Genomic DNA, 13,621 nt, shown 5'->3' with positions numbered 1-13,621 from the left:
ACTTGAACAACCAAGACCTGGGGAGGGCACCGATGGCAGTACCGCAAAACAAACAGGAGTTACTGCAGGCTATCTCTAGTAGCTATCAACAACTCAGGGCAGAGTTGCTGACGGTTCCTGAGGAGCGATGCCGCGAGCGCAGCCTGCAAGGGCATGTCAAAGGAACACAGATGAGCGTGTCGGATCTGGTGGCTTATTTAATCGGTTGGAACGAACTGGTATTGAAGTGGAGTCACGCCAAAGCCCGGGGGGAAGCGGTCGATTTTCCCGAACGTGGTTTCAAATGGAACGAGCTGGGGGCCTTGGCACAGAAGTTCTACGCGGATTATGCCGATCTTTCTTATTCGGAACTGCTTACCCGTCTCCAGGATGTCTATGGCCGGATTGTGGAGCTGGTCGGACACTGTACCGACCAGGCCTTGTACGGTGCCCCTTGGTACAAGACCTACTCACAGGGGCGCATGATTCAGTTCAATACGGCCTCGCCGTATGCCAATGCGCGAAATCGGCTGCGCCAATGGAAGAAAGCAAATTCGCTGGCCTGAGCCGGCCATATTGCACGCAGCTCCCTGGGGGCTTATCATAAAATGCAATTAACGGAAAAAACAGGCACGCCATGAAAAAAAGGTCTACACGCGAAGAAGGGCAGTTTGACCTGCCACTATTGGGCGTAAAAGCCGCCGACATTTCGGCGGAAGCCTTGTTTGATACTTGGCTGCAGCATCAGCGTCCCCCCATGGCAGCCAGTACGCAACGAGTGTATCGAACCTTATGGCGGCGCTTTTTGCAGGCCCTTCATGAGCATCAAAAACAGTACACGCAGATTCAGCCCACGGATATTCGTGACTTTTTGAGCAATCTGGACGATGTGCGCCGACCTCAGCGCGAACGCTATCAACAAGTCATCGCCCGCGCCTACGAGGAACTGTGTCGTCAGGATGGTCGCTCCGAAAACCCCGCTCTGGCGCCAGCCATCAACGATCCCTTCAAGGAAAGCTGGCGGCAAGCGCCCGACAATCAGGCCACTCAATTTCTGTCGGTCGAACAATGTCGGGCGACGATCAAGTCATTGCGTCATCGGCGCCGCGTTCTGGAGCTGGCCACTGATATGACGGTCGCCACCCGGTGGCGCGAATATCGGGACATGACGATTGTGGCGGTGATGCTGGCGACGGGTCTGCGTCCGGTGGAGTTGGAACAGCTGCATCCCTCGGCCATCAGAGCCACCCAAGTGGGGGTTGACCCCCTTTCTGACGGGCAGGCCGATGAGGACGAGGGCATGGCCCTCTGGCGCGATGGCTCCCTGCTCATCAGTCTCTCGGGCGTGGCAAAGCGCGATGTCAGGGTGCCCGTATGGTGTGATGAGATGTTGCGTAGCTGGTTGATCTTCAGTGGCCTTCAAGACGCTGGAGCCTGGGTGAAAGAGAGTCGCGTCTTTCCGGGCAGCCGTCAGATCAGCGCGGCTCGTCCCCAGGCGCAGATGAATCCGGCCACCCTGGCGCGTATCGTCAGTAAATGGGGCATCAAGCAGATGGATTTGTTGATGACGCCACAACGCTTGCGCAACACCTTTGGTGCTGGCCTGATTGAACGCGGCTTTTCTCTGCCTGAAATTGAAGAGGTGATGGGTTACGCCCCGGGCGCGGCCAGCGCCTGGCGTCTGCAGGCTGCCTGGCTGGCTTGGTTGCAGGCGCAAAAAGTGGTGGCGACCTCATTAACGAGGCCCAGTACGCAATCAGACTGAAGGGCTAGTCATGGTTTGTTCGCTTCCAAGGGGCATAATTTCAAATCCATTAAGCCGGTTTTTTGACCAAGGAGTTTGAATTGACATCCACACCTGTTTTTCGTCGGGCGCTTGCAACCGATCTTGAGGCGATCGTCACCATGTTGGCCGACGACATTCTGGGCCAAAAACGCGAAGATACACGCTTGCCCCTAGCCCGGTCCTACCTGGATGCCTTTGCCGCCATAGAGGCAGATCCCAATCAGTATCTGGTCGTGGTGGAACTGGATGGTCGTGTGGTGGGTACGTTGCAGATCAGCTATATGCCGGGACTCTCTCACCAAGGCGCATGGCGGGGCGAGATCGAGTCTGTTCGTATTGCCAGCTCGGCCCGTGGTTCCGGCCTGGGCCGTTTGATGATCCAGTGGGCCGTCGAGCAGTGCCGTCAGCGCCAATGTCGTATTGTGCAGCTGACTTCCGATATGGCCCGAACGGATGCACATCGGTTTTATGAACAGCTGGGCTTTACGGCCAGCCACAAGGGTTTCAAGCTGACTCTGTAAACCTGTCTTGTTGAGGCAGTTTGCCAGGGAGCGCGGTGCGAACAAGAACGATAAAGACCGCTCAGACAGCAAGGAGTTTTTTCGAATTCAAGAACAAGCGCTCGAGCCTGTCTGTAGGCAGAATAAGGCGCAGCCGAGGTGTTATGGCTTTTTGACGCTGAACCATTTCATTGAATATGGTTTTTATCTATTCTTCGTTTAAAAAATATGTTCTCGTGTGTGCGCAAAAAAATCCGGCGTGACGCTGCCTGATGATGAACCCGGCGTTATTTCTAAAGGGCCTGATAATAAGGAATCAATGAAACTGAGTATTCTGGTTTGATTGACGTTTGACTCTTGCTCGATCTATCTTTCCTGTTGCTGCTTTCTATTCTTAATCACCATAAAGTCAAAGACGGAATGGATTGACGCTGCAGTACATGTCTTAGACAGGGAGAGAGTCCGATGAGTGTCAAAGCGAAAACAAGGGAGATCGCCATTGAGCCCGGCCCGACCGGCGTGTTTCTGGGCTACAAGTCCGCTGGTGTCAGCGCCAATGACAAGCGCTATCGCAGCACGATCAAGTCTTATCCGGAAGGCAAAAAAGACGATTGGTCGGGTTTGTATGTGGCGGAGGATAGACTCACGGCAGAAGGGTATTTACCGGACGCTTTACCGCCGGATGGTACCGGCGAAGCCTATATCAATCTGATTTATATAGAGACCTCAACCGTTAACAATTTCGCAGGTAAGGGGGAAAAAACCCATTTTGTTGATATTGCCGGTAATGAAATCGCAGACCCTGAAATTCCGCAATCAGAGAAATCAAAATTGGTCAGGGAAGCATTAAGTGAAATTGGTATAAAAATTCCAGATGACAAACCGCTGATTCAGAGTCTGGGACTGCAAGGTTTCATCTATCGAGGGCCGCATACCGCCAGTGAAGAGGAAATTATCATCCCTTTCCATTTTATTAATGGTATACGGGCGATTTCATTGGCTAATTTTCAGACTTTCAAATTCAGAGATCATATGCCGGTAGGAAGTCCGGTACTGAACCCTGCACTTGGCATTCGCAACCCCGATGCCTCCATGCGATCCAATGCGGCTCTACCCTTAGCGCCTTGAGAAAACAGCCCCAGAAATAACCGGTTCCCGTCTTATCCAACCTTCCCGCCCCCAGACTCCTTGATGATGTCAAGTGGCACTGTTGTCTAGCACATCCGCTTTGCGGGAGCTGCAGCCAAGCTGCGGGTGTAAACGGCTGAGCGTTTACCAAGTGTTTATTGAATCGTCTCAAACGGTGAAACAGCAACAATAAGATTTGGACGGTCATTAAACGTGACATTTCTACACTAGGTTCATCAGTAGCAGATCGCCGTTTTTCCGGTGATCCGACTCAGGGAGCACGTAGAGATGTTGGACAAGCAGCTAGGCGTACGGGCCATCAATGAAACACTCACTCATGGGCACATGCCGCGTGACGGTGAGACATTTGCGTCGCTTCAGGCTGAAGTCGGAAAGCGTGTGGACATGCATGCCGCCACGCCGGTGGACTGGTCACTGGTCGCCTCTCTGGCAACTCAGGTACTGGATAAAGAGGGCAAGGATTTGAGTGCCGGGGTGTGGTTGTGCGCAGCCTGGTTGCATGAGTACGGTACGCGTGGTCTGGCAGCTGGACTGCAGGTGATCCGCGATCTGCATACGGTGTACTGGGACGTCATGAGTCCGCCTGCGGCACGCATTCGTGGCCGGCGCAATCAGGTGCAATGGCTGCTGGACGAATGTGACGCAGTATTGTCCGAGCCCGATTGGGACACAGAGGGACTGGATTCGCAGCAACGCGACGAGGTTCTTGCCCTGTGTGATGAGCTGGATGCGTTCTGGCAGGCTAAAGACGATGAACCGCCGGCGTGGTGGCGTTTAGGCAAGCGTCTGGGAGAGTTGTTGCCGACCGCCCAGAGCGAGGCCCCTGATGCACAGACTTCGTCTGAAACGCCTGTTCCTGATTTCCCGCGTTCTGAACCGGCTCAGGACGAGCCTGCGGTAGCGACCCAGACGGCCGCCCCGGTACGTGTAGCCACAGAAGTCGCTCAGCCTGTGCACTCTGAGGTGGCGCCTGATTCCGTGAGCGACAAGGCCCTTGCCATCGCTGCTGCAACGCTAAGCGACGTGGTCGCGGCCGAGCGCTATGTAGAGCAAAGCGTCGCGACGATCCAGGAGTCTTTGCTGACTCTGGACGATGCACTATTGGCTACGGCCTGGCTGCTGCGGTTGAACCGGCAAAGCGCCTGGCTGTTTCTGGATACCTTGCCGCATGCCCAGGAAGGGGTGACGCGTGTTGCTCCGCCGCCTGTCGCGGACTTGGCAGTGCTGGAGCGCCTGAGCGAAGCTCAGGACCCGGCGGCGATATTGCGCTTTGCAGAGTCGCGCCTGGGACGCATGCGTTTCTGGCTGGATTTGAACCGCCTGTCCTATCAGGCGGCGCAGGCTTTGCCTCAGGGACAGCCCGGTGCGCAAACCATTCTGATCGAAACGCAAGCGATCTTGCAGCGTTTACCGGGGCTGGAGCGCTTGGCTTTTAGCGATGGGCGTCCCTTTGCCGATGAGCAGACGCGTGCGTGGCTGACCGCGTCCGGGACGCGGGTGACTGAGCCTGCACCGGCCGCTGGCCATGCCGAACCGCCTACAGAGACGGCGCGGGACGGTGAAGGATTGGATGTGTTTGGCCTGACCTCTCTGGTCATGGCGGCTGGAGCCGAGGCCGAAGCTGCGCGACGCTTGCTGGATGGAGCGTTGGCGCGGTTAAAGACGGGTGGCGAGCAACTGATGCGCGCCCGATGAAAGAACAGACCCCGATTTTCTAAACAGGAGAAACCGACATGGCTGCTGATGGTTCCGTCGCCCCCAAAGAGCGCGTCAATATTGTGTACAAACCCGCCACGGGTGATGCCCAGGAGCAGGTGGAGCTGCCGTTTCGCCAGTTAGTGCTGGGCGACTTTACCTTGCGCGAAGACAGTACGCCCCTGGATGCGCGTACGCCGGTCAGCGTGGACAAGGATACGTTCAACGACGTGCTCAAGGCCCAGAATCTGTCGCTGACCTTGCTGGTGCAGGACAAGCTCAATGAGCAGGCCGGGCCGGACGATCAACTGACTGTGGACCTGCGGTTTGAGTCCATGCGCGACTTTCAGCCCGATGCGCTGGTCGATCAGGTGCCCGAACTGCGCCAGTTGATTGCCTTGCGCGACGCACTCAAGGCATTGAAAGGGCCACTGGGCAATCTGCCTGATTTTCGCAAGCGTCTGCAGGGACTGGTACAGGACGAAGGCACGCGTCAGCGTCTGCTGGCTGAGTTGGGCGTACAGGACAAGCAAGGGGAATAAACATGACTGCAAACACACCGGAACAGCAGGCTCAGACTGCGCAAGGCGCCCAGGAAGGCGGTTCGCTGCTCGATGAGCTGATTGAATCGACTCGCCTGCGTCCTGATGATGAGGCCTATGCCATTACCCGCCAGGGGCTGGAAGCCTTTGTAGCCGAGCTGCTTGAGCCAGGTCGCCAAAGCGAGAAGATCAGCCAGGGCCTGATCGATGAAATGATCGCCAATCTGGATCGCAAACTGTGCCGTCAGGTGGACCAGATTTTGCACCATGCCGATTTTCAACGTCTGGAGTCGGCCTGGACAGGGCTGAAATTTCTGGTCGATCGCACGGATTTTCGTGAGAACAACAAGCTGGCCATTCTGAATGTGTCCAAGCAGGCACTGCTGGAAGACTTTGAGGATGCCACCGATATCACCCGCTCGGGCTTGTATACCGCTGTCTACACGGCGGAATTCGGACAGTTCGGTGGTCAGCCGTTTGGTTCGATCATCGGCAATTACGAATTTGGTCCCGGCACCCAGGACATCAAGCTGCTGCAGTCCTTGGCCAGCGTGTCGGCCATGGCGCACGCGCCCTTCATTGCATCGGCCGGACCGCAGTTTTTTGGCGTGGATAATTACTCGGCACTGCCCAATCTGAAAGATCTGAGTGCGGTTTTTGAAGGCCCGCAATTTACCAAGTGGAATTCATTTCGTCAGTCCGATGACGCCCGCTTCGTGGGCCTGACCTTGCCGCATTTTCTGCTGCGCGTGCCTTATGGCGAGGACACGGTACCGGCCAAGACCTTCAATTACAACGAAGATGTGTCGGGCGGCAATCAGAACTTTCTGTGGGGCAATGCGGCCTTTGCGTTTGCAGACCGACTGGCCGACAGCTTTGCACGTTATCGCTGGTGCGCCAACATCATCGGTCCGCAAGGCGGCGGGGCGGTCGAGGATCTGCCTATTTACAACTACGAGGCCATGGGCGAGACCCAGACCAAGATCCCGACCGAAGTGCTGATCTCCGAACGACGCGAATTCGAGTTGGCCGAACAAGGCTTTATCGCCCTGACCATGCGCAAGAACACGGACAATGCGGCCTTCTTTTCGGCCAATTCCTCGCAAAAGCCCAAGTTCTTTGGCAACAACAAAGAAGGCAAGGTGGCCGAGACCAACTACAAGCTGGGCACGCAACTGCCTTACATCTATGTGGTGAGCCGTCTGGCGCACTACATCAAGGTGATCCAGCGCGAGAACATCGGCACCTGGAAAGAGCGCAATGACCTGGAAGCCGAACTGAACGAGTGGATTCGTCAGTACGTGGCCGATATGGATAACCCGAGCGCGGGTGTACGCAGCCGTCGGCCTTTGCGACAGGCCGAGGTGACCGTTTCGGATGTGGAAGGCGATCCAGGCTGGTACCGCGTGGGCTTGAAAGTGCGTCCGCACTTCAAGTACATGGGCGCATCGTTCACCTTGTCGCTGGTGGGCAAGCTGGACAAAAACTGAGTTTGAGGGCGGGCGATCCTGCTGACACAGGATCGCCGCCTTGAGGCACCGGCGCGACGCCAGCCAGACGTCGTGGTGTACCCGGTATTGGCAACTACTGCTTAAGTCATCACACAGTCAGTTAACAACAGGAGTAATTTACCATGCCTATGCCATGCTATCTCACGCTTGAAGGCGAAACCCAGGGCAAGATCGAAGGGTCCTGCGAAGTTCAGGGTCACAGCGGCAAGATTCTGATCCAGGCCGTCGATCATCGTATTGAACTGCCCAAGAGCCCCCAGACGGGCCTGCCCTCGGGCAAGCGCCAGCACCTGGGTATTACCTTGACCAAGGAAATCGACAAGTCCTCGCCCAAGATCTTCCAGGCACAGTGCTCGGGCGAACAACTGAGCAAAGTCGAGCTGGAGTTTTACCGTATTAGCCCCAAGGGCACGGAAGAAAAGTACTACACGATTCGCCTGGAAAAGGCCGTCGTCACCAGCTCGCGCACCTGGGTCCCTAACTGCCTGGCTCCCGAGAACCGCCAGTTCGGCCACATGGAAGACATCGCCCTGACCTACGAAAAAATCGTCTGGACCTGGGAGCCGGACGGCATCGAGGCCGAAGACTCCTGGCTCACACCAAAGTAAGAGGGAAAAGGGATGCGCGAGTTGCGTCTGCTGGAGCGCATTGCTGCGCTGGAGACGGGACAGATCCAGACCCAGGCCACGCGTGCCCAGGTGCTGGTGGTCTCGATACGCGAGCATCTGCAGCGCATCCTCAATACCCGGCGCGGCAGCGTGCCACTGGACCCGGAGTTCGGGGTGCCGGATTTCACCAATCTGGCCGGCTCCTTTAGCAGCGGGTCCACGCGCGAGATCATCGACAGTATCACCCGCATGATCGAACGCTACGAGCCGCGCCTGAAAGCGCCCAAAGTGCAGGTCAGCGAGCAGGGCAGTGAAGTGCTGTCCTTGAGCTTTTCGCTCGAAGGTCTGGTGCAGGTAGACGACCACGAGCTGCCAATACGGCTGGCTACGTCAATCTCCTCGTCTGGCCGGGTGTCGTTGCAAGCGCAATGACAAACGTGTTGGCCATTGCGTGTGCTCCAGGGAAATGGGAATGTTGAATCGATACTACGAACAGGAACTGCATAATCTGCGCTCCTTGGCCGCGGAGTTTGGGCGTCGCAATCCCGCTCTGGCCCCCTTGCTGGGCAGTGCGGCCGCGGTCGATGCGGATGTAGAGCGTCTGCTCGAAGGTGTGGCCTTCATGACGGGGCTTGTGCGCCAGCGTCTGGACGACGATTTTCCTGAGTTTGTGCAAAGTCTGGCGCAACTGATGTTTCCGCAGTTCCTGCGGCCGGTGCCGTGCATGACCATCATGCAGTACAGTCCGCGCAGCGTGACCGGTGAAACCTTGCAGGTGCCGGTCGGTACGACTTTTTCCTCTTCCGGCGAGCGCGGTGAACGCGCGGTATTCAATGCGATTTATCCGGTCGCTGTTGAGCCTTTGCGTCTGGAACACGCCTATTGGGATGCAGGTCAGCGCGCCAGTCAGGTGCCGGCGCTGGTGCTGGAACTGGCTCTGACAGGCTTGGATGCCGCTCAATGGGAAGGGAACTCGTTACGGCTGTGGCTGGGCGGCAGCGAGACGGTGGCCAGCGGCTTGTTTCGAATTCTTATGCGTGACACGCGCGCCATCTATGTCGGCTCGCCCCAAGGCAGCATGGTGCGGCTGGAGCCGGCGTGTCTGCGTCCGTTTGGCTTTGACCCCGCCTATCCTTTATTACCCTGGCCGGCAGGCGCGCATCCGGCCTGGCGCATTTTGCATGAATATTTTGCCCTGCCTGAAAAGCTGCGTTTTCTGGAACTAAAGGGACTGGAGCGCTGGCGTGCCCGCCAGGGGACGCGGCTGGTGTTGCGTTTTGAGTTTGACCGTCTGCCCGACTGGGCTCCTGAGGTCAGTGTGGACAATTTTGTCTTACATGCGAGCCCGGCCGTCAACTTGTACCCCCTGGATGGCCAGCCCTTGTACGTGGATCACCGGCAGCCGGAATATCGTATCCGGCCAGTCACGGGGCGTCAGGGTGCTCAGATTTACAGTGTGGACCGGGTGGACCTGCGCAGTGCGGATGGGCTGGAACAAGGCTATCAGCCGGCCAGCGACTGTGTGCCGGGCGCCCAGTCCTATCACATTCGCGTACGTGCCTCGGCACTGGGCTCGGGTTGTGAGCATTATTTAAGCTTGCCAGGCGCTGGGCTGGCGCAAGACGGTGAGCAGGTCCTGTCCTTGCGCCTGAGCTGCACAGACGGCAGCGGGCCGGATGATCTGCGCCTGGGCGAGATATGCGAGGCGACCGACCGGTCGCCGGTGCGAGTGACCTTCTCCAACATCACCGGGGTCACCTCCTATCGCGAACCCTATCTGGCGCAGGATTTGCTCTGGCGCGTGCTCTCGCACATGCAGGCCAATCAGATGGCGCTGTCCAGCGCCGAGAGTCTGCGCAAATTGCTGTTGCTGTATCTGCCCGAGCAACGCGGGGAGTCCGGGCAGCGGGCCGCCGGATTGCGCCAGATCGAATCTATTCAGCAGGTGCAGGTGCAAAGCCAGCGGCGCATGGTGCGCGGCATGCCTGTGCAGGGCAGTACGGTTCGCATCGAGTGCGCAGGAGATCATTTCTCAGGTCCCGGCAGCCTGTATCTGTTCGGTTCTGTCTTGAACGAATTTTTGTCCGGCTGCGCCACGATGAATACCTTCATCGCCTTGACGCTGCATGACACGGTCCATGGGGAGACGCTGCAATGGCCAGCGCAAATCGGTCAGCAACGCCTGTTGTAGAGGCTGGGCTGCTGCAGGATTTGCAGACCCAGGCCCCCCAATACAGCTTTTTCCAGGCGGCGCGTTTGCTGCGCCAGCATCTGGGCGACGATGCGGCCTTGCGCGAGCGCGTGCGTATTCGGCCGGCATTGACATTGGCATTCCCCGAGTCGGATCTGGCCAAGGTCGAATGCGGTGTCGATGGCCGTTTTCATATTGAAGCCAATTTCTTTGGCTTGTATGGGGTGACCTCGCCGCTGCCCACGTTTTATACCGAGGACCTGATTCAAGAGGCGATGCAGGGATATTCGGCCCGCCGCGACTTTATCGACATTGTGCATGCGGCGCTTTATCCGCTGCTGTATCAGGCTTGGGAAAAGTATCGCATCTGGCTGGCTGTGCACGAGCGTCGTGACGGCCAGCGCCTGCGCCAGCTATATGCCCTGGTAGGGCTGCGTGAGACGCCTGAGCGCCAGGATGATGCACAGGCGCTCCTGCCTTTTGCCGGCAATCTGGGCATGAAGTCACGTTCCGCCTTGGGTTTGCAAAGCCTGTTGGCAGGTTTGTTGGGGGGCTTGCCGGTGCGGGTCCACCCCTGTGCACCGCGCTTTGTCCGCATTGCCCCGGTCTATCGCAGCCGCTTGGGCGGACAGGCCTGTAGTTTGGGTGAGGACAGTGTGCTGGGCGAACAGGTGCTCGATTGCGCCGGCAATGCCGATATCGAAATTGGCCCTTTGCAGGCCGAGTTGTTTCACGACTTATTGCCGGGTGCGCCCTTGTTTGATCGGGTCAGCCGCACCGTGGCCTGGTATTTACAGGCTCCGCTGCAGTGTGAGCTGCAGTTGTGGCTGGAGCCGCAGCAGCGCCAGGGGGCCTGTCTGGGCCGGGGTTGGCAGCGGCTGGGATGCAATACATGGCTGGGCCAAGGCCGTAGCCGCGTACTGGCCGAGCGGCCGGTGCGTTTCGGCTTGAATCTTTTTACTGCGGAGAACGATGATCATGATGCTCGTTGACTTAAAGCCTTTGTTTGCCAGGCTCAATCCCTTGTGCACAGCGGCCGTGGAGTCTGCCGCAGGCCTGACCCTGGCACGGGGGCATTATGAAATCAGCATTGAGCACCTGTTGCATCGCCTGCTGAGCGAGACGGGCAGCGATCTGGCTCACATTCTGGCCCAGAGCCAGATTGATAGCCTGCGACTGGCCGCCCAATTGGAGGATGCACTGGCACGCTTCAAAAGCGGCAATCCGGGTCGCCCGGTTTTCTCGCCCATGCTGACGGAGTGCTTGCAAGACAGCTGGCTGGTCGCCTCGGTCAATCTGGGGGGCCGCCATGTGCGTAGTGGTGCCGTGTTGCTGGCCTTGTTGATGCGGCTGGGTTATTACGCCGCAGGTACACCGTGGGGCGAGAGTTTGCGCGCCCTCTCCAGTGAGCAATTGCACAAGCAGTTTGCCGCCTGGACCGGGACGTCGGCTGAGCAGGCTTACGAGCCGCTCGACGCGTCCAAGGGGGCACCGCCCACGGCGACCTCGGCCGCTGATAGCGCACTGGCGCGGTTTTGCGAAGATTACACCGCCAAGGCGGCGCGCGGTGAGATAGATCCGGTATTCGGGCGTGACGATGAGATCCGCCAGATGATCGACATTCTGGCGCGTCGTCGCAAGAACAACCCCATTTGCGTGGGTGAACCCGGCGTGGGCAAGACAGCGGTGGTCGAGGGGCTGGCCTTGCGCATCGAGCAAGGCGATGTGCCGGAGTTTTTACGCGGTACCCGCTTGCTGGGCCTGGACCTGGGGCTGCTGGAGGCCGGGGCGAGCGTCAAGGGGGAGTTTGAGCAACGGCTACGTGGTGTGATTGATGCCATCAAGGCCTCACCGCAGCCCATTATCTTGTTTGTCGACGAGGCGCATATGCTGATTGGCGCCGGTGGCGCCAGCGGTGGCAGCGATGCCGCCAATCTGCTCAAACCGGCCTTGGCGCGTGGTGAGCTGCGCACCATTGCCGCGACCACCTGGGCCGAGTACAAGAAGTATTTCGAGCGCGATCCGGCCCTGACGCGACGGTTTCAATTGATTCGACTGGACGAGCCTGACAGTGCCACGGCGGTGCAGATACTGCGTGGGCTCAAGAGCCGCTACGAGGCGGTGCATGGTGTGAGCGTGCGCGACGATGCCTTGCAGGCCGCAGCCACCTTGTCGGAGCGCTACATCACGGGTCGACAGTTGCCGGACAAGGCTGTGGATTTATTGGATACGGCAGCAGCCCGCGTGCGTATCAGTCTAGGAGTCAAGCCTGCCGGGGTGGAGCGGATAGAACGTCGTCTGGCGGGTTTGGCCCGCGAGCGTGAGGCCCTGGAACGCGATCAGGCGCACGGTCATCGTATCGAGGCGGCGCGTCTTGAGCAGATCGATGCACACGTGCAGCAGGACCAACAGGATCTGGATGCGCTGGTCGAACGCTGGCAGGCCGAACGGGCAGCTGCCGAGCAGGTCCTGGATTTGCGGCAGCGTCTGGCCCGCTTGCAGGCAGACCCCGACAAGGCCGGACCTGAACACGGTGATGCGGCGGTGGAGCCGGACTTGTCGCCCGAGGATTTGACCCAGGCGTTGAGCCAGGCACGCGAGCAATTGTGCCGCCTGCAGGGCGATGCCCCTCTCTTGTTTACGGAGGTCGGGCCCGATACGGTCGCGCAGGTGGTCTCGGACTGGACCGGCGTGCCACTGGGCAAGATGCAGCGCGATGGGGCCAGTGCCGTGCTGGGACTGGCGGGGCAGTTGTGTCAGCGCATCCGGGGTCAGGATGAGGCCCTCGCGCAGATAGCCCAGGTGCTTAAGGCGGCGCAGTCCGGCTTGCGCGATCCGCGCCAGCCGCTGGGCGTGTTTTTGTTGGTCGGTCCTTCGGGGGTGGGCAAGACAGAAACAGCGTTGGCGGTGGCCGATGAGATGTTCGGCGGTGAGCAGGCGCTGACCACCATCAATATGAGCGAATTTCAGGAAAAACACACTGTCAGCCGGCTGGTCGGCTCACCTCCCGGCTACGTGGGCTATGGCGAAGGCGGCGTGCTGACCGAAGCTGTCAGAAAACGGCCCTACAGTGTGGTGCTGCTGGACGAGGTGGAAAAGGCTCATCTGGATGTGGTCAATCTGTTTTATCAGGTGTTTGACAAAGGCTCGCTGGCCGATGGCGAAGGTCGGCTGATCGACTTTTCCAATACGGTCATTTTCCTGACCAGCAATCTGGCCACCGACATCGTGACGGCCGCCCGGGCCGAGTCCCCCCCGCCGCAGACTGATGAACTGGCCGAGCGTATCCGCCCGACACTGTCGCAGCATTTCAAGCCGGCTCTGCTGGCGCGCATGACGGTGGTGCCCTACGGCACGCTGTCGGATGAGGCTTTGGCGCAGATTGTGCAGATAAAACTGGCTCGCATCGTGCAGCGCTTGCAAGTTAGCAATGGGTTGAGTCTGGAATTTACCCCCGCGGTTGCTCAGGCCATTGCGGCGCGTTGTACCGAGGTAGACAGTGGCGCGCGCAATATCGACTTTATTTTGCGCAAGAGCCTGTTGCCGGCGCTGTCTGACCGGGTGTTGGCCTGGATGGCCGACGGTGATGGCTCGACCGCCTTGAGTGTAGATGTGGGTCCGCAGGCATCGCAGCCCTGGGTGATACGGATGGGGAGCTAA

The 13,621-nt window shown here is 58.6% G+C and carries 12 protein-coding genes; all 12 read left to right on the top strand.

Annotated features, from left to right (window positions below):
* Window positions 1–32: 32 nt before the first annotated feature.
* The 12 genes from ACOZ42_RS08840 to tssH all read left to right on the top strand — a co-directional run bounded on the left by ACOZ42_RS08840 (window position 33) and on the right by tssH (window position 13,621).
* Complete coding sequence (locus ACOZ42_RS08840; RefSeq protein ID WP_003799808.1) at window positions 33–545, top strand: ClbS/DfsB family four-helix bundle protein; 513 nt, start codon at window positions 33–35, stop codon at window positions 543–545.
* Between the two features lie 71 nt (window positions 546–616).
* Complete coding sequence (locus ACOZ42_RS08835; RefSeq protein ID WP_240208665.1) at window positions 617–1,744, top strand: site-specific integrase; 1,128 nt, start codon at window positions 617–619, stop codon at window positions 1,742–1,744.
* A gap of 80 nt (window positions 1,745–1,824) precedes the next feature.
* On the top strand, window positions 1,825–2,286 hold the full coding sequence (locus tag ACOZ42_RS08830; protein WP_336579481.1) for a GNAT family N-acetyltransferase: 462 nt from the start codon (window positions 1,825–1,827) through the stop codon (window positions 2,284–2,286).
* Window positions 2,287–2,730: 444 nt separating this feature from the next.
* Window positions 2,731–3,393, top strand: a complete 663-nt coding sequence (locus ACOZ42_RS08825; protein ID WP_426345047.1) for a hypothetical protein — start codon at window positions 2,731–2,733, stop codon at window positions 3,391–3,393.
* 288 nt (window positions 3,394–3,681) lie between these two features.
* Window positions 3,682–5,109, top strand: a complete 1,428-nt coding sequence (locus tag ACOZ42_RS08820; RefSeq protein WP_426345046.1) for a TssA family type VI secretion system protein — start codon at window positions 3,682–3,684, stop codon at window positions 5,107–5,109.
* A gap of 38 nt (window positions 5,110–5,147) precedes the next feature.
* The gene (tssB, locus tag ACOZ42_RS08815) at window positions 5,148–5,651 is read left to right on the top strand and encodes a type VI secretion system contractile sheath small subunit (protein ID WP_003799817.1); all 504 of its coding nucleotides are present in this window, start codon (window positions 5,148–5,150) and stop codon (window positions 5,649–5,651) included.
* Window positions 5,652–5,653: 2 nt separating this feature from the next.
* The gene (gene tssC, locus ACOZ42_RS08810) at window positions 5,654–7,141 is read left to right on the top strand and encodes a type VI secretion system contractile sheath large subunit (RefSeq protein WP_003799819.1); all 1,488 of its coding nucleotides are present in this window, start codon (window positions 5,654–5,656) and stop codon (window positions 7,139–7,141) included.
* Window positions 7,142–7,284: 143 nt separating this feature from the next.
* Window positions 7,285–7,770 (top strand): Hcp family type VI secretion system effector, encoded by a 486-nt coding sequence (locus tag ACOZ42_RS08805; protein ID WP_003799821.1) that lies wholly within the window; start codon window positions 7,285–7,287, stop codon window positions 7,768–7,770.
* Between the two features lie 12 nt (window positions 7,771–7,782).
* Window positions 7,783–8,202 (top strand): type VI secretion system baseplate subunit TssE, encoded by a 420-nt coding sequence (gene tssE, locus ACOZ42_RS08800; RefSeq protein ID WP_003799822.1) that lies wholly within the window; start codon window positions 7,783–7,785, stop codon window positions 8,200–8,202.
* 40 nt (window positions 8,203–8,242) lie between these two features.
* Window positions 8,243–9,961, top strand: a complete 1,719-nt coding sequence (tssF, locus tag ACOZ42_RS08795) for a type VI secretion system baseplate subunit TssF (protein ID WP_094196780.1) — start codon at window positions 8,243–8,245, stop codon at window positions 9,959–9,961.
* Window positions 9,925–10,953 carry a type VI secretion system baseplate subunit TssG gene (gene tssG, locus ACOZ42_RS08790; RefSeq protein WP_426345045.1) on the top strand — a complete coding sequence of 343 codons (1,029 nt, stop codon included), beginning with the start codon at window positions 9,925–9,927 and terminating at the stop codon, window positions 10,951–10,953. The genes tssF and tssG overlap by 37 nt, the downstream gene beginning before the upstream one ends.
* Complete coding sequence (tssH, locus tag ACOZ42_RS08785; protein ID WP_426345044.1) at window positions 10,940–13,621, top strand: type VI secretion system ATPase TssH; 2,682 nt, start codon at window positions 10,940–10,942, stop codon at window positions 13,619–13,621. The genes tssG and tssH overlap by 14 nt, the downstream gene beginning before the upstream one ends.

The organism is Alcaligenes sp. HNGD-HTN06 (assembly GCF_049932565.1).
GTDB classification, from domain to species: Bacteria; Pseudomonadota; Gammaproteobacteria; order Burkholderiales; family Burkholderiaceae_B; genus Alcaligenes; species Alcaligenes ammonioxydans.
This window is presented reverse-complemented; position numbering and strand designations above follow the sequence as displayed.

Bases quoted from the DNA above. Each gene is read 5' to 3' on its own strand.
- ACOZ42_RS08840 (WP_003799808.1), top strand. From the start codon at position 33: ATGGCAGTACCGCAAAACAAACAGGAGTTACTGCAGGCTATCTCTAGT.
- ACOZ42_RS08835 (WP_240208665.1), top strand. From the start codon at position 617: ATGAAAAAAAGGTCTACACGCGAAGAAGGGCAGTTTGACCTGCCACTA.
- ACOZ42_RS08825 (WP_426345047.1), top strand. From the start codon at position 2,731: ATGAGTGTCAAAGCGAAAACAAGGGAGATCGCCATTGAGCCCGGCCCG.
- ACOZ42_RS08820 (WP_426345046.1), top strand. From the start codon at position 3,682: ATGTTGGACAAGCAGCTAGGCGTACGGGCCATCAATGAAACACTCACT.
- tssB (WP_003799817.1), top strand. From the start codon at position 5,148: ATGGCTGCTGATGGTTCCGTCGCCCCCAAAGAGCGCGTCAATATTGTG.
- tssC (WP_003799819.1), top strand. From the start codon at position 5,654: ATGACTGCAAACACACCGGAACAGCAGGCTCAGACTGCGCAAGGCGCC.
- ACOZ42_RS08805 (WP_003799821.1), top strand. From the start codon at position 7,285: ATGCCTATGCCATGCTATCTCACGCTTGAAGGCGAAACCCAGGGCAAG.
- tssE (WP_003799822.1), top strand. From the start codon at position 7,783: ATGCGCGAGTTGCGTCTGCTGGAGCGCATTGCTGCGCTGGAGACGGGA.
- tssF (WP_094196780.1), top strand. From the start codon at position 8,243: ATGTTGAATCGATACTACGAACAGGAACTGCATAATCTGCGCTCCTTG.
- tssG (WP_426345045.1), top strand. From the start codon at position 9,925: ATGGCCAGCGCAAATCGGTCAGCAACGCCTGTTGTAGAGGCTGGGCTG.
- tssH (WP_426345044.1), top strand. From the start codon at position 10,940: ATGATGCTCGTTGACTTAAAGCCTTTGTTTGCCAGGCTCAATCCCTTG.